This window comes from Rhizobium sp. L1K21 (assembly GCF_024055895.1).
In the GTDB taxonomy this organism is placed as follows: Bacteria; Pseudomonadota; Alphaproteobacteria; order Rhizobiales; family Rhizobiaceae; genus Ensifer_A.
This window is the reverse complement of record NZ_JAMXLE010000001.1, coordinates 1,776,733-1,802,072: the sequence shown is the minus strand read 5'-3', so window position 1 is coordinate 1,802,072 and position 25,340 is coordinate 1,776,733. Positions and strand designations below refer to the sequence as shown.

General features: G+C 58.3%; 25 protein-coding genes. 8 read left to right on the top strand and 17 right to left on the bottom strand.

Going from position 1 to position 25,340, the window contains the following annotated elements:
• The first annotated feature begins 2 nt into the window (after positions 1–2).
• Positions 3–2,543: an HWE histidine kinase domain-containing protein gene (locus tag NHF56_RS08610; RefSeq protein WP_252803400.1), complete on the top strand. Its 2,541-nt coding sequence runs from the start codon at positions 3–5 to the stop codon at positions 2,541–2,543.
• A gap of 211 nt (positions 2,544–2,754) precedes the next feature.
• Entirely contained in the window at positions 2,755–3,915 is a 1,161-nt protein-coding gene (locus NHF56_RS08605) for an acetyl-CoA acetyltransferase (RefSeq protein ID WP_252803398.1), read from the top strand.
• A 36-nt stretch (positions 3,916–3,951) separates the two neighbouring features.
• Here the strand turns inward: NHF56_RS08605 and NHF56_RS08600 are convergent, their stop codons facing one another.
• The 5 genes from NHF56_RS08600 to NHF56_RS08580 form a co-directional block, all read right to left on the bottom strand.
• The gene (locus NHF56_RS08600; RefSeq protein WP_252803396.1) at positions 3,952–4,251 is read right to left on the bottom strand and encodes a hypothetical protein; all 300 of its coding nucleotides are present in this window, start codon (positions 4,249–4,251) and stop codon (positions 3,952–3,954) included.
• Complete coding sequence (locus NHF56_RS08595) at positions 4,235–4,531, bottom strand: DUF1883 domain-containing protein (RefSeq protein WP_252803394.1); 297 nt, start codon at positions 4,529–4,531, stop codon at positions 4,235–4,237. Before NHF56_RS08595 ends, NHF56_RS08600 begins: the two co-directional genes overlap by 17 nt.
• Positions 4,532–4,685: 154 nt before the next feature.
• Entirely contained in the window at positions 4,686–5,927 is a 1,242-nt protein-coding gene (locus NHF56_RS08590) for a D-alanyl-D-alanine carboxypeptidase (RefSeq protein ID WP_252803392.1), read from the bottom strand.
• A gap of 118 nt (positions 5,928–6,045) precedes the next feature.
• Complete coding sequence (gene arsC, locus NHF56_RS08585; RefSeq protein WP_252803391.1) at positions 6,046–6,393, bottom strand: arsenate reductase (glutaredoxin); 348 nt, start codon at positions 6,391–6,393, stop codon at positions 6,046–6,048.
• Between the two features lie 26 nt (positions 6,394–6,419).
• Positions 6,420–7,838 carry a PLP-dependent aminotransferase family protein gene (locus tag NHF56_RS08580; protein WP_252803388.1) on the bottom strand — a complete coding sequence of 473 codons (1,419 nt, stop codon included), beginning with the start codon at positions 7,836–7,838 and terminating at the stop codon, positions 6,420–6,422.
• A gap of 92 nt (positions 7,839–7,930) precedes the next feature.
• Between NHF56_RS08580 and NHF56_RS08575 the strand changes: the two genes are divergently transcribed.
• Entirely contained in the window at positions 7,931–8,155 is a 225-nt protein-coding gene (locus tag NHF56_RS08575) for a DUF1127 domain-containing protein (RefSeq protein ID WP_252803386.1), read from the top strand.
• An 85-nt stretch (positions 8,156–8,240) separates the two neighbouring features.
• Here NHF56_RS08575 and NHF56_RS08570 read toward each other — a convergent pair whose 3' ends face one another.
• From NHF56_RS08570 to purC, 5 genes are all read right to left on the bottom strand, one after another.
• The gene (locus NHF56_RS08570) at positions 8,241–8,630 is read right to left on the bottom strand and encodes a hypothetical protein (protein ID WP_252803384.1); all 390 of its coding nucleotides are present in this window, start codon (positions 8,628–8,630) and stop codon (positions 8,241–8,243) included.
• A 27-nt stretch (positions 8,631–8,657) separates the two neighbouring features.
• Positions 8,658–9,329, bottom strand: coding sequence for a phosphoribosylformylglycinamidine synthase subunit PurQ (gene purQ, locus NHF56_RS08565; protein ID WP_252803382.1), 672 nt, complete (start codon positions 9,327–9,329; stop codon positions 8,658–8,660).
• Between the two features lie 103 nt (positions 9,330–9,432).
• A complete protein-coding gene (locus tag NHF56_RS08560; RefSeq protein ID WP_252803380.1) occupies positions 9,433–9,693 on the bottom strand; it encodes a hypothetical protein in 261 nt (86 codons plus the stop codon).
• A 17-nt stretch (positions 9,694–9,710) separates the two neighbouring features.
• Positions 9,711–9,953 carry a phosphoribosylformylglycinamidine synthase subunit PurS gene (gene purS / locus NHF56_RS08555; RefSeq protein ID WP_252803378.1) on the bottom strand — a complete coding sequence of 81 codons (243 nt, stop codon included), beginning with the start codon at positions 9,951–9,953 and terminating at the stop codon, positions 9,711–9,713.
• Between the two features lie 75 nt (positions 9,954–10,028).
• The gene (gene purC, locus NHF56_RS08550; RefSeq protein ID WP_252803376.1) at positions 10,029–10,793 is read right to left on the bottom strand and encodes a phosphoribosylaminoimidazolesuccinocarboxamide synthase; all 765 of its coding nucleotides are present in this window, start codon (positions 10,791–10,793) and stop codon (positions 10,029–10,031) included.
• A 219-nt stretch (positions 10,794–11,012) separates the two neighbouring features.
• On the opposite strand from purC, the gene NHF56_RS08545 reads away from it, so the two are divergent.
• Positions 11,013–11,348, top strand: a complete 336-nt coding sequence (locus NHF56_RS08545; RefSeq protein WP_252803374.1) for a DUF1476 domain-containing protein — start codon at positions 11,013–11,015, stop codon at positions 11,346–11,348.
• Positions 11,349–11,361: 13 nt separating this feature from the next.
• Here the strand turns inward: NHF56_RS08545 and NHF56_RS08540 are convergent, their stop codons facing one another.
• Positions 11,362–11,919, bottom strand: a complete 558-nt coding sequence (locus tag NHF56_RS08540) for an alpha/beta hydrolase (protein ID WP_252803372.1) — start codon at positions 11,917–11,919, stop codon at positions 11,362–11,364.
• A gap of 435 nt (positions 11,920–12,354) precedes the next feature.
• On the opposite strand from NHF56_RS08540, the gene NHF56_RS08535 reads away from it, so the two are divergent.
• Both NHF56_RS08535 and NHF56_RS08530 read left to right on the top strand, forming a co-directional pair.
• Positions 12,355–13,986, top strand: a complete 1,632-nt coding sequence (locus NHF56_RS08535; RefSeq protein ID WP_252803370.1) for a long-chain-fatty-acid--CoA ligase — start codon at positions 12,355–12,357, stop codon at positions 13,984–13,986.
• A gap of 102 nt (positions 13,987–14,088) precedes the next feature.
• Positions 14,089–14,892 carry a DUF2189 domain-containing protein gene (locus NHF56_RS08530; RefSeq protein ID WP_252803368.1) on the top strand — a complete coding sequence of 268 codons (804 nt, stop codon included), beginning with the start codon at positions 14,089–14,091 and terminating at the stop codon, positions 14,890–14,892.
• 17 nt (positions 14,893–14,909) lie between these two features.
• Here NHF56_RS08530 and NHF56_RS08525 read toward each other — a convergent pair whose 3' ends face one another.
• The 5 genes from NHF56_RS08525 to purL all read right to left on the bottom strand — a co-directional run bounded on the left by NHF56_RS08525 (position 14,910) and on the right by purL (position 20,966).
• Complete coding sequence (locus NHF56_RS08525) at positions 14,910–16,943, bottom strand: TRAP transporter permease (protein WP_252803365.1); 2,034 nt, start codon at positions 16,941–16,943, stop codon at positions 14,910–14,912.
• A 76-nt stretch (positions 16,944–17,019) separates the two neighbouring features.
• Entirely contained in the window at positions 17,020–18,033 is a 1,014-nt protein-coding gene (locus tag NHF56_RS08520; protein ID WP_252803363.1) for a TAXI family TRAP transporter solute-binding subunit, read from the bottom strand.
• A 170-nt stretch (positions 18,034–18,203) separates the two neighbouring features.
• Positions 18,204–18,461 carry a hypothetical protein gene (locus tag NHF56_RS08515; protein ID WP_252803361.1) on the bottom strand — a complete coding sequence of 86 codons (258 nt, stop codon included), beginning with the start codon at positions 18,459–18,461 and terminating at the stop codon, positions 18,204–18,206.
• 6 nt (positions 18,462–18,467) lie between these two features.
• Positions 18,468–18,707 (bottom strand): BolA family protein, encoded by a 240-nt coding sequence (locus tag NHF56_RS08510; RefSeq protein WP_252803360.1) that lies wholly within the window; start codon positions 18,705–18,707, stop codon positions 18,468–18,470.
• A 24-nt stretch (positions 18,708–18,731) separates the two neighbouring features.
• Positions 18,732–20,966, bottom strand: a complete 2,235-nt coding sequence (purL, locus tag NHF56_RS08505; protein ID WP_252803358.1) for a phosphoribosylformylglycinamidine synthase subunit PurL — start codon at positions 20,964–20,966, stop codon at positions 18,732–18,734.
• Between the two features lie 294 nt (positions 20,967–21,260).
• Between purL and NHF56_RS08500 the strand changes: the two genes are divergently transcribed.
• Both NHF56_RS08500 and NHF56_RS08495 read left to right on the top strand, forming a co-directional pair.
• Positions 21,261–23,057, top strand: coding sequence for a methyl-accepting chemotaxis protein (locus NHF56_RS08500; RefSeq protein ID WP_252803356.1), 1,797 nt, complete (start codon positions 21,261–21,263; stop codon positions 23,055–23,057).
• A gap of 211 nt (positions 23,058–23,268) precedes the next feature.
• Positions 23,269–23,700, top strand: a complete 432-nt coding sequence (locus NHF56_RS08495; RefSeq protein ID WP_252803353.1) for an OsmC family protein — start codon at positions 23,269–23,271, stop codon at positions 23,698–23,700.
• A gap of 7 nt (positions 23,701–23,707) precedes the next feature.
• On the opposite strand, the gene NHF56_RS08490 is transcribed toward NHF56_RS08495, so the two are convergent.
• Positions 23,708–24,154 (bottom strand): hypothetical protein, encoded by a 447-nt coding sequence (locus NHF56_RS08490; RefSeq protein ID WP_252803351.1) that lies wholly within the window; start codon positions 24,152–24,154, stop codon positions 23,708–23,710.
• Positions 24,155–25,340 lie beyond the last annotated feature (1,186 nt).

Genomic DNA, 25,340 nt, shown 5'->3' with positions numbered 1-25,340 from the left:
ACGTGACGGAAAATGTTGATTTAACGAATTGTGATCGCGAACCCATCCACCTTCTGGGGAGAGTGCAGACGTTTGGCTTCCTGGTTGCGGTAACGCGAGAGTGGAAGGTGTCACACGTTTCAGAAAACATTTCCGACTTCGGTCCTTTCAAGGCCGGTGATCTGCTCGGTCAGCCGATCCGCCAACTGCTTCCATCGGAGATTATTCACCGCGTGCGAAACCGCCTGCAGTTTTTGCGCCCGCGGCGCGGCGTCGATGTCGTCTACGATATCGAAATGATCGGCAGCGATAAGAAATTCGACATATCCGTCCACGCGATCGACGAGTTTATCGTCATGGAATTCGAGCCGGCCGATGCGGGTGACAATCTCGCCAGCGATATTTCCAATGTGCGGTCAGCCATTGATCAACTCGCCAACAATCAGAAGCTCGACCTGCTTTACAAACAGTCTGTCCGCTTCATCAAGATGATGACCGGCTTTGATCGCGTCATGCTCTATCAGTTTGACATCGACGGCAGCGGTATCGTGACCGCCGAAGCGTTGAAGCCCGGCATGGAGCCATATCTGAACCTGCGCTATCCGGCGACCGATATCCCCAAACAGGCGCGCGCGCTCTATATTGAAAACCCGATCCGCCTGATCGCCGATGCCACGCATAATGGCGTGAATATTCTGGCTGCCGGCGATCAGGACACCAGCCTGCCATTCGATCTGTCGGGAAGCCGCCTGCGCTCAGTCTCTCCCATTCACCTGGAATATCTGCGCAACATGGGCGTGGCAGCCTCCATGTCGATTTCGCTGATCATCAATGGTCAGCTGTGGGGGCTTTTTGCCTGTCACCACGAGGCGCCTTACGTTCCCACCATGCGGCAGAGAAATTCTGCGCTGCTTTTCGGCCAGATGCTGTCATTGCTCATCGAAACGAAACTCTCTGCCATGGAGCGGGAAAACGACGAACGCGTTTCCGAAATCACCACTGACATCTCCAGGTCCATTGCCGCCGGCTCGGTGGCCGTTGAAGTACTGGTTTCCTCTGCGAAAGCCTTTTCCGGCATTCTGAGGGCGGATGGATTTGCAGTGGTGCAGGAGGGCAGGGTCATCTCGGGCGGCACTGTGCCGGAAAACGAAGATATCCACGCCATCTGCGATAAGCTGAACACGCTGCCGGGCAACGAGGTCTTTTCAACGAACAACCTGACGGATTTTATCGAAGCCGCCGCAGCCTATGTGGACAGGGCAGCCGGCTTCCTGTCCATCCCAATCTCCCGTTCGCCGCGCGATTATATCCTGTTTTTCCGGCAGGAGACCGTGAGCCAGGTCAACTGGGCCGGCAATCCTGACAAACCTGTCGTTTCCGGTCCCAATGGTGATCGCCTGACCCCGCGCAAGAGCTTTCAGGTCTGGCAGCAGACCGTAAAAGGCCAATCAGCCGCATGGCTGCCGAAAGACATAAGAGCGGCTGCCCATCTTCGCGTCATGCTGCTTGAGGTGGTGTTGCGATTGACCGATGAGGCCGGGCAGGAACGAAAAATCGCCGCTGAGCGCCAGGAAGTGCTGATTGCGGAACTGAACCACCGGGTGCGCAATATTCTGGGCCTTGTGCGCGGCCTCATTCACCAGTCGGTGGCAGGCGAAGAGAGCGCCTCCGAATTCGTGAGGAAGCTCGACAGCCGCGTTCAGGCGCTTGCCCGTGCACATGACCAGATTACCCGCCAGAACTGGAGCCCCACACCGTTCCGCCAGTTGATCAAGACGGAAGCCGAAAGCTATCTGGTCGGAAAACAGGACCGTGTGTTGGTCACCGGACCCATCATTCTGCTTTCGCCGCAGGCCTTTTCATCAATCGCGCTCGTCATGCATGAAATGCTGACCAACTCGGCAAAATACGGCGCAATTTCCGACACCAAGGGCAGGATCGAAATTGCGCTGAAGGTCGAGGATGACGGCATGCTGTCCATCTACTGGGTCGAAATCGGCGGTCCACCTGTGGTCGAGCCGACACGGCGCGGCTTCGGGTCAACCATCATTCACCGCACGGTGCCTTTCGAACTCGGGGGCGAGGCCGATATTGCCTATGAACCCGATGGACTGAAGGCGCGCTTTAGCATTCCCGCACAGCACTTCACCGTGGCCACGCGGGCAGAGACGTTGGCCGGCGAAACAAGAGAGGCAAGGTCAACCGCATCCAACGTTCCTTCCCGCGTCTTGATTGTCGAAGACAATCTTCTGATTGCCATGCAGGCGGAAGAAGCTTTCCAGAAATTGGGGTGCAAGGACATTGTCATCGCGCCCACGCTGAAAACCGCCCTGGATGCGCTGGGCGACGACAATGCGGCGTTTGACTTCGCGCTCCTGGATGTAAACCTTGGCACCGATACGAGTTTCGAGGCCGCGCGCCGTCTGAAGACGCTGGGCATCGATTTTGTCTTCGCCTCCGGCTATGGCGACACGGTAAAACTGCCGGACGACATCATGGATTCCAACTCGATCGGCAAACCCTACGACAGCGATATCATCGCCGGCCTGTTTGGTGCAGCTTAGCCCCGCCGGGCAGAATGCAGGAGAAGGGAACTGGGCAGCTATCGCCAGCATGGAAATCTATAAGCTCAACGCGGTTGCACAAAGCTCGCCCACATATTCTCGTTCCCTGTTCTAACGGAATACCGTTTGTGAAGATGTGAATTCTATGATTAGAGTAACTATCTGTTTTCACACTGCCGGCGCGCTTGCGCGGCCACGGAGGTAACTTGACATGGATGCACGTATCGTTGGCTGGGGCCATACACCCTTTGGCGCACTGAAGGACAAAACGTTTGAAACCCTGATTTTGGAGGCTGCCGCCGAGGCGCTTGATCATGCAGGGCTTTCAGCCTCCGATGTGGATGCCATATGGCTCGGCCATTTCAACAACGGCATGGTTCCGGATGCTTTTCCGTCTTCGCTGGTTTTGGGTCTTGATGACGCATTACGCTTCAAGCCGGCCACGCGGGTTGAAAACGCCTGTGCCTCCGGTTCTGCCGCCGTCTATTCTGCCCGCGATGCAATCCGCTCCGGGCGCATTCGTACCGCGCTGGTGATCGGCGCGGAAAAGATGACGAGCAAAAACACGGCAGGCGTCACCGAGGCCCTGGCTGGCGCGTCTTATCAGACGGAGGAAGCGGGCGTCACCTTTCCGCAGATTTTCGCTCGATTCGCCCAGACCTATTTTCAGGCCTTTGGCGATCATTCCGAGACGCTGGCACGGATTGCCGCCAAGAACCACGCTGCAGCACTTGATAATCCGTTGGCGCATCTGCGCAAGGATATCGGCTTTGCCGCCTGCAATACCGTGAGCGAAAAGAATCCGATGATTGCAGCGCCGCTGCGCATGACCGACTGCTCGCTGATCAGCGACGGCGCGGCGGCCATGGTGATGGTAGCCGATGACATGGCAGACGATTTTCCGCGTGCCGTGGGCTTCAAGGCCGCGGTGCACGTCAACGATTTCCTGCCTATGTCACGACGCGATCTTACCCGCATTGAAGGGGCTGAACAGGCGTTCAAGCGCGCGTTTGCCGAGGCTGGCGTGACCGTGGACGATCTTGATCTTGCCGAAGTGCATGATTGCTTCACCATCGCCGAGCTTCTCATCTGCGAAGCGATGGGGCTTGCCGAAACCGGCAAGGGCGCGAAACTGATTGCAGATGGCGCCACGGCAAAGGGTGGACGCCTGCCGATCAACCTCTCCGGCGGCTTGAAGGCCAAGGGACATCCCGTTGGCGCAAGCGGCGTGTCCATGCATGTCATTGCCGCCCGTCAGGTGACCGGAACGGCAGATGCCATGCAGGTGCCGGGCGCTGAACTGGCCGCTGTTTTCAATATGGGCGGTTCCGGCGTTGCCAATTATTGTTCTATTCTTGAGGCGGTTCGGTAATACCTGAAGCCTTGTTTATCCGCCGTCCGGTGCCTGTCAGGCGGCGGAATCAGGGATAAAGCCCAGCACAAAGGCGACCACCTTTTCTGACGACATTTCGCAGGGTCTGAGTTGGAGCGCGCCGTTGGACAAACGGTAAGCGTTGAAGCTCACGATGTCACTTCCGCCAAGCTCTTCCGCATAAAGCCAGATACGCTTCTGGTCATCGGAACGTTTGAGGGTGACGCCCCACCGTTTGCCGCCGAAATATCCTTCTGCGTAACGGTCGGGCAGGGCGGCAAGAGAATTCTGGAAAAGTGGTTCTTCGGAGGCAGGCACCTTAGTGGGGACCGGCACCAGCCTGGTCTGTCGGATTGGAAAGCCTGATCGCGCAACCGCCGCGATGCGCATGGGCATGTTCCACCAAAAGCCGCCAGCGACCGGCGCGCGGCACGGTGAGGTGGCGCTTCGGTTTCAAGATGGCATCAATAGGAATGCGGTCGGCGGGCGTCAGCGGTGTTGCACCTGCACTGTCAGAAACAAGCCGTATAGCTGCGGGCGTTGCCAGCACGACTTCCACGCCGGTTCCGGCGGGAAGTTCGCCGAGATCGAAAGTGCTGAAAGCGCAATCACCCATTGCTCGCTCCTGATCGTGTCCAGAAAATATCATAGGCCGCGAAAATTAAGAAATTCTCTGTAGCCGACGAATGTGCAAAGTTCTGTGATGAACGTGTTAACGGGTCGCTTGTTCCAGTGCCCTGCGTCGGCTGAACAGAGCCGTCATGGGTCTGTCAACCATTGACGCTATTGGCAAGCACAAGGCACTGATAGGCGCGCCGCTTCAGGTCCTGACACGCGGAATGCGCCGCACTCTGATCGGAAAAGCCGGAAAAGCGGGCGCGGTAAAGTGTCTTGCCGTTTGAGAGAACAGGTTGGGAATAGGCGGTTACCGCGGCAAGGCTGTCTGCAACGGCGCTGCGCGCTTCCTGCAGAAGGCGCGATGCGGCGCGTTCGCTGTCAACGGCTGCAATCTGGATTTCCCAACCGCCGGAAGAGGCGGTGTTTACGACCGGGGCCGGCGGCCTTGGCGTGGCAACGGCGGCACTGACTGCCTCGCCCGGTCGAAGCGCAGGGGTGGGCGCGACAAAGGCATTGACCACCACCAGAGCCGGTGCATTGAGACCCGGACGCTCAAGCGGGATTGGAACCTCGAAACGCGGGGTCCTGTGCCGGGAAGCCAAGGGCAAGGCAGCATCGAGAAGTTCGGCCATGCGATCATCACGGCTTTTCGCAGTGCGGCCACCCAGGACAACGCCGACGAGGCTTTTTCCGTCACGTTGAACGGCAGTAACGATATTGAAGCCAGAGGCATTGATGAAGCCGGTCTTGATGCCGGTCATGCCGCGATAACGGGCCATCAGGTGGTTGTGACCGCGAATGCGCTTGCCGCGGAAGACGAAGGAGCTTTGCGAAAAGAGCTTGTATTCCTCGGGATAATCTCTGATGAGCGCGAGACCGAGTTGGCCGAGGTCGCGCGCCGTGGACATCTGTTTCGAATCCGGCAGGCCCGATCCGTTGCGGAATGTCGTGTGCCGCATGCCGAGCTTCTGCGCACCTGCCGTCAGATAGGAGCCGCAACTGCTTTTGCCGGAGAGATAGTCGCACATGGCTTCCGCCACGTCGTTGGCCGAGCGCACGATCATGGCATTCACCGCCTCGCGCACCGTGAAATGGTGACCTGCACGAATGCCGAGCTTGAGCGGAACCGTGGCAGCGCCGCGTTTGGTCATGACGATCTTGCTGTTCCAGCCGATGCGATCGGCATGAATGGCCTCGAATGTCTTGTAGAGCACCATCATCTTGGTGAGCGATGCGGGGTAATTTCGCTGATCGGCATTTTTGGAGAGAAGCGTCTTGCCCGAATTGGCGTCGATGACGAGATGCGCATAGCCGGCAAAGGCCTGCTGGGCAGGCAGCGCAACAAGGGCCGCGAGCGCAAAGACGCGCGCAAATCTTCGAAATGATCTGGTCATGGTGTCCCGTCCTGTTCCAGTCCGGTACAACTATAAGCATCCAAAAAAGGTCAGGAAATGTTCAGACCGCAGAACCTGCATCTAGGCTTAACACGCCGTTAAGCTTTGCGGATGCGCGTTAAAGAATCTCCTGCACCAGCTCTTTCGGGCGGCAGAGACGCACACCCTTTTCCGTAATCACGACGGGGCGTTCGATCAGGATCGGATTGCCCATCATCGCATCCAGCAACTGGTTGTCGCTCAGGTTCTCGTCGTCGAGTTTCAGCTCTTTGTAAATTGCTTCCTTGCGGCGCATCAACTGGCGCGGCTCCATCTCCTGCGCCACGAGAATGCGCACGAGTTCCTGTCGCGTCGGCGGATGCTTCAGATATTCGACGATCTGCGGCTCGTGGCCTGCCTCGCGGATCATGGCGAGCACAGTGCGCGAGGTGGAGCATTTGGGATTATGCAGGATCGTGACATTCATCGGACAGGCACTCTTAAATTCTCGTTTCAGGCCTCCGTGTCATACCCCGCAGGACCATCGTCGAGGAGGGCGCGCAGCGTTTTCAGCCCGTTTTCAACATCTTTCCGGTCAACAGGCGAGGAATAGCCGATGCGCACGGCGTGATGAACACGGTTGGAGCGCGCCGATTTGAACTCGTCCTCGTCGTCGAGAAGAATGTCCCGGTCGAAGGCTGCCTGCTTGAATGTACCCGCGTGCCAGGGCTCGGGCAGCGCCAGCCAGAAAAACGGAATATTGGGCTTGGTGCGCAGCGGAATACCGGCAAAAACCTTGTCCACGATCTTGCCGCGTTCGGCATTTTCAATGAGCACCTGCTTGCGCACGGATTCAGCCGCACCGCTCAAGACGAGCGACGCGCAGAGTTCCGCCAGCAGAAACGGCATGCCGCCGGTGACCAGCTTGTGGGTGACCTTGAGGCGAGAGGCAAAATGCGGCGGACAGGCAACCCAGCCGCCGCGCACGCCTGCTGCCACCGACTTCGACAGCCCACCGACATGGAACGTCTTCTCCGGCGCAAGTTCAGCCAGAAGCGGAATACCATCCTGGGCCATCTTGCCGTAGAGATTGTCCTCAATCAGCCACACATTATATTGCCGCGCGATCTCGGCAAGCTGTATGCGCCGTTCCAGCGGAATGGTAATCGCTGTCGGGTTCTTGGCAGACGGCATCATGAAGGCGGCTTTGGGATGCTTCTGCGCACACATGCGCTCAAATTCCTCAGGGACGATACCCTGTTCATCCGTTTCCATCAGCGCAATGCGCCGCCCGATCATGGTTGCGCTTCTGGACGACTGCGCATAGGTCAGTTCTTCAAAGGCGATATAGTCGCCCGGCTGGGAAACGGCGGCGATGATGGCATTGAGGCCGGCATGCGCACCGAGAACGGGGACAATGTCGCGCAATTCCGGTTTCCAGCTTTCCGTGGAAAGCCAGCGTTGCCCCGCTTCCAGCCAATGATTGGGAACGGTGCGCGTGTAACTGGAGACCTCGGTGCTGTATTCCTGCACGATCCGGCGCAGAAAGACCTCCATCATCCGGCTCTGGCCGATATCGGGAGCCGCGGTCGTGTCGAACCGTAATTTGCCGGGCAGGGGCGTTTCAGCCCGCGTTCCGGCAAAATGGGCAAGCAGAGGATCGCCCACAGCAGCCTCGGCATTGTCATTCTCACCGAGAACGTAGGTTCCGCGCCCAACCTCGCCGCTGACAAGGCCGCGTTCGCGCAAGAGCGCATAGGCACGTCCGATTGTGCCGATTGTCACCTTTATGTCATACGCAAGATCGCGCTGCGGCGGCAGTTTTGCCCCCGCAGGCAAGACGCCCTTGTTGATGTCCGATTCGATCTGATCGGCGAGGCGAACATAAATAGGGCCGGGGCCATCGGGAATTGCAGGAAGCCAATTTGTCATGGTGACAATTTTTATATTGCATCCCTTCGGGAGTCAATACATAAGACGCTTAGCCCAATCGCGGGTAACAATTTCGTGAAAGGTACAAGGCAATGAAGACAATTACAGGTACAATTCAGACATCCCCCAGCGCACCTGCCGGGACAAAGAACGTGTTTGGCCGTGTGATTGCCGTTGCCAAAAGCCTCGGATGGCGTCTTGAGCGCCAACGCAGCCGCATGCAGCTTGCCGAACTGACGGATGACGAGCTGCGCGACATCGGTCTGACACGCATGCAGGCGCGCTCTGCCGCCGAAAAGCATCTGTTTCAGGATTGATGGAGTTTCCCCGCCGGTCCCAATGCGCCGGCTTCTTCCCGGGTTTGCGGTTTGTCTGCTGCCCGGGATTTTTATTGTCCGCCGTTCATGCCCGGCAGCCGGCACCGCCGCGCGCCCAATGATTGACATCGGCGGTGATGCGCGCTGACAGCGTGTCCTGCATCAATGGCCCGAAGGCTTCAAGCTTGGCGGGATTGCCCTCGGCTTGCACGACAAGGGAGGGAAGGGCAGTGGGCGCAGCACTCTTCACCAAAAGAATGCGCGGGCGGCCGGAAAACGAATTCAGTTCAGGTGCCAGCCGGTAGGCTGCAAAGGCGGGATCCTTCGATTTAAACCAGCAATCGCGCGCACCCAGCGCAACGCGCTCCATGACCGGCAATGCGGCGGTGCTGCGCGCTGGCTTTTCTTCCGATTGGCAGGACGAAACAAGCGCGGCGGTCAGAGCGACCGCACCAGCGCGGGTTAATGCATGCATTGCAGTGTCTCCCACGCGCGCGCTCAATCAGGCCGCGATCACATTGAGTGCTGACGCAAAAAGGCCGCGCCCGTCGGTACCGCCGTGTGCGGATTCGATCAGGTTTTCCGGATGCGGCATCATGCCGAGCACATTGCCCTTTTCGTTGACAATACCGGCAATGTCGTTGATCGAGCCGTTCGGGTTGGTGCCTTCGGCATAGCGGAAGACCACCTGTCCCTTGTCCTCGATTGTCTTCAGGGTTTCGGGATCGGCGAAATAATTGCCGTCGTGATGAGCCACCGGGCAGCGGATGATCTGGCCTTTTTCATAAGTCTGGGTGAAGGCCGTTGTGGCATTGGCCACTTCCAGCTTCACTTCTCGGCAAACGAATTTCAGCGATGCATTGCGCATCAGCGCGCCGGGCAGGAGACCGCTCTCGACCAGAATCTGAAAGCCGTTGCAGACGCCGATCACCTTCACGCCCTGTTCCGCCTTTTCACGGATCGCCTGCATCACCGGCATACGTGCAGCAATCGCCCCGCAGCGCAGATAGTCGCCATAGGAGAAGCCGCCCGGAATGACGACGAGATCGACATCGGGAATTTCCGTTTCCGTCTGCCAGACGGTGATGGGGGGCGTACCGGAAATCTTGGTCAACGCCGCAATCATGTCGCGGTCGCGGTTAAGGCCGGGAAGCTGAACGACAGCAGATTTCATGACAGGCTCCAAATTGCCGTAAATGGTTCTGTTCAATCGGCTTTATTTGCCGTTTCGACACGGGTCAATAGATCGCGCGGCATTCGCGCACGCACGGCACCGATTAGTTTTCCGGATCATATTGGCTCTGGCTGCGTTCAGCCAGCTCATGCAGCTCAAGACGCCGCTCTATGCGCGCCAACCGATCCGAATGATTACCAAGGATGCCGTAGATATTGTGAATGTCCTGATGGACTGAAACGAGGGTACCGCGAATGGCGTTGACCTCAAGCTTCAGTTCGCGAACGCCGTCCTTGACATCGGATATGTCGGTCTGCATCCGCTTCAAAAGCTCATACATCAGTTCATTGGTCACTTCAGTCATCGGCGCATCCGCAACTGTCACGCGATGCTAATAGTGTAATTCTCGATCACCGTGTTGGCCAGCAGTTTCTCGCACATGTCTTTCAGATCGGCTTCGGCCCTGGCCTTGTCGGAACTGTCGATTTCCAGATCGAAAACCTTGCCCTGGCGAACCTGACCGACGCCCTCGAAACCGAGCGAGCCGAGCGCGCCTTCGATGGCCTTGCCCTGCGGGTCCAGAACGCCGTTTTTCAACGTAACGGTTACGCGTGCCTTGATCACTGCTTCAGTCCTCAAATTCATTGTGTTCAACAAAAATCAGGCCGTCTGACTGCGCCCGATTATGGTTGATCTGCCTTACTTTACCAAAACCGGGCCGGTGCCGCGCACGGGCTCGTTTTCACCGATGATGCCGAGACGGCGGGCGACCTGCTGATAGGCCTCCAGAAGCCCGCCCATATCCTTGCGGAAGCGATCCTTATCCAGCCGTTCCTGGGTCTCGATGTCCCACAGACGGCAGGAATCGGGAGAAATCTCGTCGGCAAGAACAATCCGCATCATGTCGCCTTCATAAAGGCGACCGCATTCGATCTTGAAATCGACCAGCTGAATGCCGGCACCGAGAAACAGGCCGGAGAGGAAGTCGTTGCAGCGGATGGCGAGCGCCATCATGTCATCCAGTTCCTGCGGGCTTGCCCAGCCGAAGGCGGTGATGTGCTCTTCAGAGACCATCGGGTCATTCAGCGCATCGTTCTTGAAGTAGAACTCGATGATCGAGCGCGGCAGCACCGTGCCTTCCTCGATGCCGAGCCGTTCGGAGAGCGAACCGGCGGCCACGTTGCGCACAACGATCTCCAGCGGAATGATTTCCACTTCCTTGATCAACTGTTCGCGCATGTTGAGGCGGCGGATGAAATGGGTGGGAATGCCCATCTTGTTCAGGTGGTTGAAAATGAACTCGCAAATGCGGTTGTTCAACACACCCTTGCCATCAATAATCTCATGTTTGCGGGCGTTGAAGGCTGTTGCATCGTCCTTGAAAAACTGGATCAGGGTGCCGGGCTCGGGTCCTTCATAAAGGATCTTGCCCTTGCCTTCATAAATGCGTCGGCGACGGCTCATGTGGATAGGTACCTGTCTGGTCGGCTCGCGGGGAGGTGGAGAGCCGAAATGTTATCTCTTAATTCGGTGCAATAGCCGAAAAGCTGGCATTTCACAATCGGCTTTGCCCGCCTTCCCCCGAAAACCGAAGTGTCAGCGAAGGGCAGCTTGAATTCTCCCAAGCCATTTTGGCTTTATTGCGTTATGATAACAGAAGGAGGAGCGTCGAGGGAGGTTGACATGACGATTTTCGACGATCGCGAAAATGCTTTTGAAAGCAAGTTTGCGCATGATGAGGAAATGCGCTTCAAGCTGGAAGCCCGGCGAAACCGGCTGCTGGGCATGTGGGCCGCCGGCATTCTGGGCCTGCAAGGCGACCAGGCCGAAGTCTATGCCATGGAAGTGGTTGCCGCTGACCTGGCGCATACCGGTCAGGATAATGTGCACGACAAGATCAGCCGCGATTTCATTGGCGCCGGTGTTGCGATTCCCTCCGGCGAAATCAGGGCACGGATGAATGAGCTTCTTGCCGCAGTGATTGCCCAGGCCGGCGAAAGCGTTGACCGGGTCGCCTGACGGCGATGCCGTGTCAGTCGGCTTTCAGGTGCTTCATGAATTCGGCAAACACCATCGTGCCTTCGGGCCACGGTCCATGCCCGGACTCGGCATTGATGTGTCCCGATTCACCAGCATCCAACAGATAAGAACCCCATGCGTTGGCAATATCCCCGGCATGCTCGAACGAACCGAAAGGGTCGTTGCGGCTGGCAACCGTCATCGACGGGAAGGGCAGCGGGCTGCGCGGGTAGGGGCCGAACGTCATCAGGTGCTTGGGCCTGATTTTCGGATTGTCTACCTCGGGCGGGGCGACGAAAAACGCGCCGGCGACCTTCTTCTTGAACTCTGGTATGGCATGGATGGCTGTTGGAATGCCGAGCGAATGCGCCACGATCACCACCGGCTTCTCGCTGGCATTGACCTCTTCGACCATACGCTTGACCCAGTCTTCGCGCACCGGCTTTGACCACGCCTCCTGCTCCACGCGCCGCGCGGTCTTGAGTTTCTGTTCCCAGCGGGTTTGCCAGTGGTCGGGACCGGAATTGGTGTAACCCGGAACGATCAATATGTCTGCTTCTGATACTTTCATGCCCGATATGTGTTCGCTGAGAGCCGTTTCGTCAAGTTCGGCCTTGCACTCTTCGCTGTGACAGGGGTGTTAATACCATTGACCGATGATGAGAACCCACATGTTGAGAGCTGGAACGGTCGTCCACGCAGGAAAATAACGAAGAGCGATGAGCGATGCGTGAGCATCGGGCCGAGCATTTTGACGCCGGCAGCGGCCACGGGCCGGGCTGTTTTCTCCTGGCCGAAAGACAAAAGCGCTCCGGTCACATGGGTTCTCATCATCGGTCATTGGTATAAATTGTTGATACGGCAAGAATGGCATATTTTGATCAAACGAAATCTTCGCGTCAGAGGGATTGACAAACAGGATTGTTCAACCATGCTCAATTCTGACTTGGTTGCGCCGAGGCTTCCTATACGTTAGATTTTATTGAAATAATCTTGGGAGGATTACATGCTGGGATTGATGCAAGATTGGCCGATGTTGTGCCATCGGGTGATCGATCATGCGGGTCTTTATCACGGCGGTCGCGAAATTGTGTCGCGCTCCGTTGAAGGCCCCATTCATCGCACAAATTATAAAGAGGTCCGCGAACGTTCGCTGCAAATGGCCAAGCGGCTTGAGAAAGATGGTATCAAGGTCGGCGACCGGATGGCTACAATGGCCTGGAACACCTGGCGTCATCTGGAAGCCTGGTTTGGCATTACCGGTGTTGGCGCGATTTATCACACGCTCAATCCACGCCTGTTTCCAGATCAGATTGCCTGGATCATGAATGACGCGGAGGATAGGTTTCTCTTCGTTGATATCACCTTCATGCCGCTGATCGAGAAGATCGCGCCCATGGTGCCGTCGCTGGAAAAGGTGATCGTATTTACCGACGCAGCCCATATGCCCGAAACGGCACTGCCGAATGTTGTGGCCTATGAAGACTGGCTTGCCGAGGTCGACAGCGATTTCGAATGGCTGGAGCTGGATGAAAAGACGGCCGCGGGCATGTGCTACACATCGGGCACGACTGGCGATCCCAAGGGGGTTGTCTATTCACATCGCTCCAACATCCTTCACTCTTACATGGCTGTTCAGCCGGACATGATGAACCTCGGTTCGTCTGACCGCATGATGCCGGTTGTTCCCTTCTTCCACGCCAATGGATGGGGAACGGCCTTTTCCTGCCCGATGGTGGGTGCGGGTATGGTCATGCCCGGACCCGGCATGGATGGTCAGTCGATCTATGAGCTACTGAGCGAGGAACGCGTGACTGTAACGGCGGCTGTGCCGACAGTGTGGCTCAGCCTCTTGCAACATCTTGATAAATCAGGCGGCGACCTGCCGGACCTGAAGTCGGTGATCATCGGCGGCTCGGCGGCTCCGCGCTCCATGATCAAGGCGTTCAAGGAGAAATACGATGTGGACGTTCTGCATGCCTGGGGCATGACGGAAATGAGCCCGATCGGCACCATCTGCTCGCTGAAGCCGGAATATGCCGCGCTGGAAGGCGACCAGCGCTATGACATTCTCACCAAACAGGGCCATCCGCCCTTTGGCGTGGAAATGAAAATCACCGACGACGACAACAAGCCGATCGATTGGGACGGCAAGTCCTTCGGACGGTTGAAGGTGCGCGGCCCGGCGGTGGCGTCCAGCTATTACAAGAACCGTGGTGCCGAACAGTTCGATGAACGCGGCTGGTTTGACACTGGCGATGTGGCCTATATGGACCAATACGGCTACATGCAGATCACCGACCGTTCCAAGGACGTGATCAAGTCCGGCGGCGAATGGATTTCCTCCATCGATCTGGAAAACCTTGCGGTCGGCCATCCGGAAGTCGCCGAAGCAGCCGTGATCGGCGTTCATCATCCCAAATGGGATGAGCGTCCGCTTCTCATCATCGTGAAAAAGGACGGGGCCAATCCGAGCAAGGAAAGCATTCTCCAATTCATGGATGGCAAGATCGCCAAATGGTGGATGCCGGACGACGTGATCTTCGTCTCCGAAATCCCGCATACGGCAACCGGCAAGATCCTCAAGACCAAGCTGCGCGAGCAATTGAAGGACTACAAGCTGCCCGGCGCCGCCTGATTGAAAGAACGGTCTCACACCATTGTGAGGCCGCTCATGCGACATCCAGCCGCACCTGTGCTATAGTCCTCCCATCCGATAACTGCCTGATGGGAGGACGTTATGGCTGGTTTTCATATATTGACGAATGAAGCTGGCGCTTTGGAGCAACCCGAAGTCGCCAGAATTTCGCTTCGCGACGTTTACGAGGCATTAACGCTCGGTGTTGAGGATTTCCTGCGCAAACCCTCGCACTACGTTTTCCTGTGCATGATATATCCCGTGGCCGGCGCGCTGATGATCAGCTGGAGTGCTGGGCAGAACCTGCTGCCGCTTATCTTTCCGCTGATATCCGGTTTTGCGCTGCTCGGACCCCTGATTGCCATCGGTCTTTATGACATGAGCCGGCAGATCGAGGCGGGCAAAGAGCCGCATTGGCGCCAGGCGCTGGAGGTGCGGCACACACCCGCCTTCCTGTCCATTATCGCGATGGCAAGCTATCTCTTCGCCGTCTTTCTCGCCTGGCTTCTGGTGGCAAGAGGGCTTTACGAAGCCCGCTTTGGCCTGGAAGAAGGCCTGACGCTGCAGACCTTCGTCAACAATGTATTCTACACCGAAACCGGTTGGCAGATGATGATCGTCGGCGATCTGATCGGCGCTTGTTTTGCGCTGCTGGTGCTGGCAACCAGCGTCGTTGCGTTTCCCCTGCTTCTGGAGCGGGATGTCGGCGCGGTCGCAGCCATCGCCACCTCGGTGCGCGCGACTTTGAAAAATCCGGTTCCGGTCATCGCCTGGGGCGCAATCGTATCGGCCCTGTTGGTGGTTGGCATGATCCCGTTCCTGGCAGGTTTGGCCATCACCATGCCGATCCTCGGCCACGCAACCTGGCACCTCTACCGCAAGCTGGTGCCACGCGTTCAAGGCTGAAACCTGTCTCCTGACACTCAGGCGGCGGTCTTGCCGCCCCTGAGCTGCATCACCAGCACAGGCGCAAACAGCAATGCGCCAATGGCCATCGTCTCCAGACCCGGCGCGATGAAGAGGAAGGATGTGAGGCCAATCCATATCCGCTGCCAGTAGCTGATCTTGCCGAACAGATAACCTGAAAAGGCAATGCCGATCAGCGCGATTCCGGAGGCGGCACCAATCAGCGTGATAAAGAAGGACGGCCAGGTGAAGCCGTCGGCCACCAGAAGCAATGATGGCGAGTAGACGAAGACGAATGGCACCAGCGCCTTGGCGATGCCGAGTCGGAAGGCGGCATTGCCGGTGGTAAACGGGTTTGCGCCCGCAATACCCGCCGCTGCATAGGCCGCAAGCGCCACGGGCGGCGTGATATCGGCCAGCACCCCGTAGAAGAACACGAAGAAATGCGCCACCAGCTGCTGAACCTGAAGCTGCTGGAGCGCTGGGCCGGCCACCGCGACCAGGATGATATAGGTGGCGGTGGTGGGAATGCCCGCACCCATGATGATGCAGGCAAAGGCAATCAGCACCAGCGAGAAGAACAGCGTCCACTGTTCCAGCGCAATATAGCTCAACGGCCAAATGGACGAGAAGAGCCCGCCGACATCGGACGCGGTCTGCACGACCATATAGCCGAGACGGAATCCGACGCCGGTGAGCGTGACAATGCCGACGATGATGCCGACGCAGGCAGCCGCCGCACCAACGGCAATCGTGTTTTTGGCGCCATCGCCCAGCGCATGCCAAAGGTCGCGCAACGTCAGCCGGTTATGCGGCTTGAGGAAGCCGACAACGACACAGGCGATAATACCGTAGACGGCGGCAAAATCCGGCGTCCGGCCGGCGAGAATGAAATAGACGAGAAGGATGAGCGGGACGAGCGAAAGCCAGTTTTCCTTCAGGACGAGAACAATATCCGGCATCTCATCCTTGCGCAGACCGCGCAGGCCGAGCTTTTTGGCTTCCAGATGCACCATGATGAAAATGCCGAAATAGTGCAGGGCAGCCGGAATGAGGGCGGCAGCGAGAATATCGCGCAGCGGCACCTGCAGATATTCCACCATGATGAAGGCGGCAGCTCCCAGCACCGGCGGAGTGATCTGCCCGCCCGTTGATGAGGTGGCTTCCACAGCGCCGGCGAAATGCGGCGGATAACCGATGCGCTTCATGGCTGGAATGGTGAGCGCGCCGGTGGTCACCGTATTGGCGATGGACGAGCCGGAAATGGAACCCATAAAGGCAGAGGCGAAAATCGCGACCTTGGCGGGTCCACCCGAATAGCGGCCTGCCAGAACCATGGCGAGATCAATGAAAAGCTGCCCCAGCCCGATGCGGGTTGCCAGAACCCCAAACAGGATGAACAGGAACACATATTGCGCCATGACGCCAATCGCCACGCCGTAAATGCCCTGATTGGTCATGTAGAGGTGATTGATGAGGGCAAGCCAGCTGGCGCCCCCATGTTTCAATGCACCAGGCATATAGGGTCCGAAAATCGCAAAGCCGATGAAGATGAGGGAAATGATCGGAAGTGTGGGGCCAATCGAGCGGCGCGCGGCTTCAAGCGTGATCACGACAAGTGCGGTGCCGAGTAGAATATCCGACTGTGACGGATTGCCGACGCGCTCAGCCACAACGGCCGGCGGCAGGAGCGGCAGATAGATCGCTGCAGCAACGGCGAGAATGCTGAAAATGATATCGGGGATCGCCACCCCATCGAATCGGTACCATGCCGATGGTGCAATACCGGGCGCGGTGGCGCGCTTGAACGGGAAAAGCAGAAATGTGAGCCCAAGCACAAAGGAGAGGTGAATGCCGCGGTGAAGAAGCTCTGGCACATTGCCAAAGCCGGAGGCATAAAAATGATAGCAGGACATGGCGACCAGAATGGCCGAAACGACAAAGCCCATGATCGGGCCGAATGTGCGAACGGCCGTTTCCGGGTCGTATTTGCGTTCAATTTCTTCCAGCTCGGCGGCTGTGAGCGTGCGCTCCGGCTCAAGGTCTGCCATTATATTTATCCGTTATTTCCCCAATGCATCAAGCCCGGCGAATGGAACCGCCGGGCCTGTTTTTCAAAGTGTTGGCTTACTTGAGTACGCCAGCTTCCTTGTAGAACTTCTCAGCACCCGCATGCAGCGGAACGCCGAGACCGTCAAGCGCGCTGTCAAGCGTGATGACCTTGCCCTTGGCATGGCCGCCGTCAAGCAGCTTGCGGGTGTTTTCGTTCCACAGCGCCTTGGTGATGTTGTAGATCAGCGTGTCGTCGGCCTTGGCGCTGGTGAGCCACTGCGCGCCGACCGCCACGGTCGAAACATCACCGTCCACACCCTCATAGGTGCCACCGGGAATATCGCTGACGGAGAAGAAGTTGTATTTGCTGGTCAGGGCTTCCGCGCTCGCACCGTCGATGGGAACAAGCTTGATCGGTGCCGAGGATGCAAGCTCGACAATGGCACCTGTCGGATAACCGCCAACGAAGAAGAAAGCGTCCAGCTTGCCGTTGCGCAGCGCATCGGAAGAGGCATCAGGCTTCAGGGCTTCGACTTCGATATCGGACTCGGAAAGGCCGGCGGCCTCGAGAATAAGCTTGGCATCAACATAGGTGCCGGAACCCGGCTCGTCGAGTGAAACGCGCTTGCCCTTCAGGTCTGCGACGGAATTGATGCCGCTCTCGGCAGACGCAACGAGGTGGATATGTTCCGGGAAGAGGGCTGCAATGGCGCGCAGGTCTTCTGCCGGTGGTTTGCCTTCCATCGTGCCGGTGCCGGAATAGGCCCAATAGGCAACGTCAGACTGTGCAAAGCCCGAATTGCGCAGGCCGGAAACGATGGCGTTGATATTATCGACCGAGCCGCGAGACGAAACCGCGGACGCAATCAGGCCATCCACGCCGCAGCTGCCGCCTTCATCGCAGGGACGAGAGCCCGGCGGCTTGGAAATCGCATTGGCGATCACACCGCCGACCGGATAATAGGTCGCGCCGGTTCCGCCGGTGCCGATGGTGAAAAACTGGATATCCTGGGCCTGTGCACCAAACGAAACGCCGGCGGCTGTGATGGCGCCGAGCGCGAAAGATTTTGCGGTTTTGATTAGATTCATAGTGTCCTCCTGTGCAGGGATCAGGCCGCGATGGGGATAAAAGAGGTTTTATCCAACCATCCGACCGTGATGGAAACAGTAGAGGTGTTTTTCGCCTGCAGCGCAACCCGCAAAGCGAAAAGTCAAAAGAATTGAACACATTCCGCAATTGGCTCGCGGGCTGACGGGCGTCAGGTTTTCCGGCGTTTGGCTGCCGAGGAACGGCGGGTCGAACGGGTGCGGGTGGTTTTCGTGCGCGCAGTGGGTTTGCGGGCCGTGGTCTTTTTGCGCGTCGTGCGGCTTGTCGTTTTTCTGCGCCGCCTGCGTTTGGGAAGACCGAGTTTGTCAGTGATCGTATCGCTGATTTCGCGGCTGACTTCGCGTGTGATGGAGTTGACGACACCCTTGACGACGGTGTCCATCAACTCACCCATCAAGCCTTTGGCCATTTCGGATCAGGCCTGCTCAGGAACAGACGTTTGCAATGCGAGTGCATGCAGCACGCCGCCCATATTGCCCTTCAGCGCATCATAGACCATCTGATGCTGTTGAACGCGGGACTTGCCGCGGAAAGCCTCGGCCACGACTTCGGCCGCATAGTGGTCGCCGTCGCCGGCCAGGTCGCGAATCTTGACATGTGCACCGGGGATTCCGGCTTTGATCAGTTCTTCGATTTCACCAGGCTTCATTGCCATGAAGGTGTTACTCCAATTGCCCTGTTATTCGGCGGCGGCGAGCGCTTCGCCGCCTTCCATGAACTGAGGAAACCACGATTCATGGGCGTTGCGCAATTCCTCAATTGTGACGGAGATCAGGTCATCCACCACCAGCGCATGGCCTGAGACCTTGCCCAGCCGCCGGAACGGCACGCCGGCACCCTCTGCATTGCCGCAGATGAAGCCGGCCATATCGGATGCGACCGTAATGACATAGCGTGCCTGATCTTCGCCAAACAGGTTGGCATGCGGCAGACCGTTTGCATCGGAAAGCGAAATCTCCGCACCCTTGTTTGACGCGATGGCCATTTCGGCCAGCGCCAACGCCAAACCGCCAGAGGAAATGTCGTGGACGGAAGAAACCAGATCGTTCTGGATAAGTCCCCGCACGAAATCGCCATTGCGGCGTTCGGCAAAGAGATCGACCTCCGGGGCAGGGCCCTCGCGCATGCCCAGAATATCGCGGGCATAGATGGACTGGCCAAGATGCGCGCCATCAAGCCCGATCAGGATGATTTCATCGCCCTCATTGGCAGAACCGATGCGCGCCATCTTTGACCAGTCGCTCATCAGTCCGACACCGGCAATCGTCGGCGTCGGCAGGATCGCTTCGCCGAAGGTCTCATTGTAAAGCGACACGTTGCCCGAAACGATGGGGAATTCCAGCGCCTCGCAGGCCTCGCCAATGCCTTTGATCGCCATCACGAACTGGCCCATGATCTCCGGCTTTTCCGGATTGCCGAAGTTGAGGTTGTCGGTGGCTGCCAGCGGCAGCGCGCCGGTGGCCGTGATGTTGCGCCAGCACTCGGCAACCGCCTGCTTGCCGCCCTCGTAAGGGTCGGCTTCCACATAGCGCGGGGTTACATCAGAAGAGAAGGCGAGCGCCTTGGTAGGATGCGTATCGACGCGCACAACACCCGCATCGCCGCCCGGCAATTGCAGCGAATTGCCCTGGATCAGCGTGTCATATTGCTCGTATACCCAGCGGCGCGACGACTGATTGGGCGAACCAACAAGGTTCAAAAGCGCAATATTGTAATCGGACGGCACCGGAAACTGATGCGCTTCCATGGGCGGATATTTGCCGGGCTCCTTCCAGGGGCGATCATATTCGGGCGCTTCGTCGCCCAGTTCCTTGATCGGCAGGTTCGCAACCTCTTCGCCTTGATGAAGGACGCGAAAACGCAGGTCGTCCGTGGTTTTGCCGACAATGGCGAAATCCAGACCCCATTTGACGAAGATGGCCTTGGCGACCTCTTCCTTGGAGGGTTCGAGAACCATGAGCATGCGCTCCTGGCTTTCCGACAGCATCATTTCGTAAGCCGTCATCATCTCTTCGCGCACCGGAACCTGATCAAGGTTCAACTCGATACCGAGATCGCCCTTGGCACCCATTTCGACGGCAGAGCAGGTGAGGCCCGCAGCGCCCATGTCCTGGATTGCGATCACGGCGCCTGTGGCCATCAGCTCAAGGCAGGCTTCCAAGAGGCACTTTTCGGTAAAGGGGTCGCCGACCTGGACGGTGGGACGCTTTTCCTCAATCGTTTCGTCGAACTCGGCAGAGGCCATGGTCGCGCCACCAACACCGTCACGGCCTGTCTTGGCCCCGAGATAAACGACCGGCAGGCCAACACCCTTGGCTTCGGAGAGAAAGATGCCGTCAGCCTTGGCAAGGCCTGCTGCAAAAGCGTTGACGAGAATATTGCCATTGTAGCGGGCGTCGAACTCCACTTCGCCGCCGACAGTCGGCACGCCAAACGAATTGCCATAGCCGCCGACACCGGACACGACGCCGGAAACGAGATGCTTGGTTTTAGGATGGTCCGGCGCGCCGAAGCGCAGCGCGTTCATGGCCGCAATCGGGCGTGCGCCCATGGTGAAGACGTCGCGCAAAATTCCCCCGACGCCGGTCGCAGCACCCTGATAGGGCTCGATATAGGAGGGGTGGTTATGGCTTTCCATCTTGAAGACAACCACGTCGCCATCATCGATATCCACCACACCGGCATTTTCGCCAGGCCCCTGGATCACCCGCGGACCCTTTGTCGGGAGTGTCTTCAGCCACTTCTTGGAGGATTTATACGAGCAGTGCTCGTTCCACATCGCGGAAAAAATGCCAAGCTCTGTAAAGGACGGTTCACGCCCGATCAGCGCCAGAATGCGCTCATATTCATCGGGCTTCAGGCCGTGGGCTGCAATGAGTTCCGGGGTGATGGGCTGATGATTGGGAATATGCATGGTGTCCGGTTCAGTCGCGTGGAGAAAGCTTTGAGGAGGGCTATAACGCATGCAGCCTGGAAGTGCGAGGGGGAATTGAACGGATCAACAGGCGCAAGCCAGCTGAATTCACGATCTGCCGCCCATTGTCCATGCAAAACGGTATCCTGCCGCACGATGGAGGTGAAAGAGACTGTTAACGCCTTTTCACTAAAATCTTCGACAATAGTACTATTTATCTTTGGGGGTATCATGGCGCGTCTGGCTCTTCGTTTTCGGCGTCCCGTCTTGAAATTTCGTCGGCCTGGAATCGGCGTGTCCTTGATCGCAACGATCGGCATTCTGGTTGCCGTCTCTGCGGCAGGAACATGGGTGTCCGTGGCGGCATTCAAGGAGATCGGAAGCCGCAACGCCCAGATTATCGACAGCTGGATGCCCAGTATTGCCCTGTCTAAGGACATTGACATAGCGGTGCGAGCGTTGCGTGAGGCCTATGCCAAGAATCTTTTGGCAGAAGACGCCGCGGGCAAAAAAGCTGCCGAGAAGGATGTGGCGAGCGCCAACGACCACCTCCAGCAGGTGATTGCCGCCTATACCGCGACGGTCAGCACCGAGGCCGAGCAGAAGCTTCTCGATGACCTGCAGGTGCAGCTTGCCGCCTATAACAAGATGGGCAAGACGCTGCTGTTTTATTCCTCCATCGGCAAGGATGCCCAGGCGCGCCAGTATCTGGCCAGCACCAGCAGTATCGGCAACACGATCGGCAAGATCACCGGGGAGATCATCGCGCTCAACGGCAGCGGCGCAAAAGCCGACGGCGCCGAGGTTCAGGACCTGATCGTTCAAAGTGAAAAACTGGGTTACGCGCTGGCGGGTCTGGCCGCTCTGGTGGCGCTGGCCGCCGGCATTTTCGCAGTGCGCGGCATCGGCATGCCGATCATTCGCATTACCGCCTCCATGCGCAAGCTTGCCGATGGCGACACGCATCTGGAAATCCCCTTTTCCGGCCGCTCCGACGAGATCGGCGCCATGGCCGGCGCTGTCGAGGTATTCCGTCAGGCAGCCTTGACCAACAAGCGGCTTGAAGCGGAAGCCGAGGAAAACCGCAAACGTGCCGAAGCCGCCCGCATTGCCGACCAACAGGAGGCTGAGGCCCGCGCCGAGGCCCGTTTGAGCGAGGCGACCTCCGGCCTTGCCGCAGCTTTGAACCGGCTGGCGTCCGGCGATCTGAGCTTCCAGATCACCGAACGCTTTGCACCCGAATTTGAGGCGCTGCGCGCCGACTTCAACACCTCCGTGCGGCAGCTCAGCGAAACGCTGGCCGAAATTGCCCAGGTGGTGGAGGATGTGGATTATGGCAGCCGCAGCATTGCCGAAAGTGCAGGCGATCTTTCCCGCCGCACCGAGCAGCAGGCTGCATCGCTGGAAGAAACGGCAGCCGCGCTGGATGAAGTGACGGCCAATGTGCGCCAATCGAGCGAGCGCACACAGGAGGCCCGCGGCATTGCAGCACGCGCCAACCAGTCGGCCAACCAATCGGCCGAAATCGTCATGCAGGCTGAACAGGCCATGGGCCGCATCGAAGACAGCGCCGGCCGCATCGTCAACATTATCAGCGTGATTGACGAAATTGCCTTCCAGACCAACCTTCTGGCGCTCAATGCGGGCGTGGAAGCCGCCCGCGCCGGCGAGGCCGGGAAGGGCTTTGCCGTGGTTGCCCAGGAGGTGCGCGAACTGGCGCAACGTTCGGCTGCCGCCGCCAAGGAAATCAAGACGCTGATCGAAAACTCCTCCAGCGAGGTGGGAACCGGCGTCAAACTGGTGCGCGACGCAGGAGCCGCACTGACGGAGATCGGCGGCTTTATCGTCGATATCAATGCGCATGTGGATGCGATTGCCATTGCTGCGCGCGAACAGGCCACGGGGCTTGGCGAGGTCAATACCGCCGTCAACCACATGGACCAGTCGACCCAGCAGAACGCTGCCATGGTGGAGGAATCGACCGCGGCCTCGAGCGCGCTGGCCGGTGAGGCTGAAACCTTGCGCCGGCTGCTCGCCAAGTTCCAGCTGGCACAACACGACATTGCTCACCATCAGGGCCGCGCCGCCTGAGCAAAAAATTCAAACAAGCCTCTCGAAACCGGCGTTCTGCGCCGGTTTTTTCGTTCGCGGCCAGAGGCGCGAATGCCAGAGCATCATCCGACCGGAGTGAAGCGAGGATCGACAAGATTATGCTTCGAGCTGAAGAGCCAAGGAACCTGGATGCGTCCCATGCGTTTGAAATATCGGACGTCTATTTTTCAGAAGCAAAAGGAGATTTTTCATGGCGATCAAGAAACACGGTTCGGCACATTGGACGGGTGGTCTGAAGGACGGTCGCGGACTTGTTTCGCTGGAAAGCGGCGCGATGAAGGATCAGCCTTATGGCTTCAACACCCGTTTTGAGGACAAGGCCGGAACCAACCCGGAAGAGCTGATCGGTGCTGCCCATGCTGCCTGCTTTTCCATGGCGCTGTCAAAGGCTGTGGAAGAGGCCGGCCAGAAAGCCGACACGATCGAGACAAAGGCTGTCGTGTCGCTCGACAAGCAGGGCGATGGTTTTGCCATTACCCATATCGAACTCAACCTCGTCGCCGTCATCGCCGGCATGGATGAGGCCAAGCTGAAGGAACTGGCAGAAGCCACCAAGGATGGCTGCCCGGTGTCCAAGGCGCTGAAGGCCGTGCCGATGACGCTGAATGTGAAATTCGGCTGAAGCACGATCAGTCTTTCCAGCTTTTGATGAGTTTCTGGGTGGCGGCGTGCTCTGCCGCGACCTCCGCACGGAAGGCGGCCAATTCAGCCGGGCTGATCATCGGCGTACGATAGCGCCGCAGAAAGGCGCGAAACGCATGGCCCTCGGCTTCGCCGCGGGCCACACGCATTTTGGCGATCTTGATGGCGACCGTTTCGATGTCCCGTGTTGCCGGATCGGTGGCCGGCGTGGCGCGGTAGGTGCCGTTCAGCATCGACAAGACGGTGCTGTTCACCTCGATCAATGTGTCGACGCAAAGCGGCAAGGTGCAAAGTGGTGCCGTCGCCTTCATCTGAGCGGCGCAGCGACGCGCCCGCCGGCAGCGCGGCAACGGACAATCGACAACCGGCGCCCCATAAAAATCCGCCATGGCGCGTAGAATGCTGTCAATGTCTGGCGGGGATTTCTCTGTCATGTCAATGGCTTCCTTTCCGTCATCCTCGGGCCTGACCCGACCATCCAGCCTTTGCGCCATCCGATGGACTTGCGCCTGGATCCTCGGGTCAAGCCCGAGGATGACGGCGTTTGTGGTTGGCGCGGTGTCAAACAACGTCTTTCCCTTTTTCTGCACCTCAACCCCGGCAAGCTTTCCGCTTCCGGGTTTCGCAGCATTTTCTCGTTTCGACCCATTCAGGATCGGATGGGGCGTTTTGTGCGCCACATTGTTGTTAGTTTATGATGCGCACAAAGCGCCCCGCTTTCGCAGTTGATCCCGTGACGTCCGCATCTCTGCCCGCCGCACCATTTGCGATCACGACGGTTGCGTGGACTTCGCAAAGCCGCCCACGTTTGACGTGGTCAAACACGGATAAGCTTGGCTTTGCCTTTTTGGTGGTGCATGTGCCTTTCGCCCTGCAATGCAGGGGGGACATGCGCGCACACCGAGGGCCGTTTGGTGTGAACCCATCAGACCCGACCCAAGGGGAATGCATGTCTCACGGACCCAATGGCGAAGGTTCACGTCTTCCCTCCACCACCAGAACCGATCCCGCTCGCCACAGCGCCCTGTGGTGTATCCGTGCGGGACGGGGGTATTATGAGCATGGTTTGAGAGGGCGGGGATGAAATGGCGTTATGTGGTTGTTTTTATTTGCGTGGGGGTCGCGTTTATCCCCGTTTTGGGCTGCCCCTGGTCTTCTCCCCTTGGGGAGAAGGTGGGCCGAAGGGTCGGATGAGGGGTTCTCATGAAGTCGCAGTGGGAACCCCTCATTGTCACGCTGCGCATGACATTTCTCCCCAAGGGGAGAAAACAGGTCGGGCTTGCGGAAGCCTCAATGGTCAGCCCTCACGGCCCAAGGAGCCGCCTTGGCGGCGTCTCGAAGGGCGAGGGCGGGTTGTTGCAAGAGTATCGGGCCAGCGTCGCCCTTCGAGGGTCGCTACGCTCCCACCTCAGGGTGAGGCTGGAGGGAGCTTTCGCTTCGCCCGCCGTCATGCAAGATCAAGTCCGGGATGACGGAGGAGAGCTGATGGCGCGGCCTTTTCCTCTCCCCTTGTGGGAGAGGATAGCAAGCCCCAAGAGCCAAAGGCGATTGGTCGGCGCGCTTGGTGAGGGGCATTTGATTTTGCACTCTGACCTTTACCCCTCACCAAGTGCGTCCAGC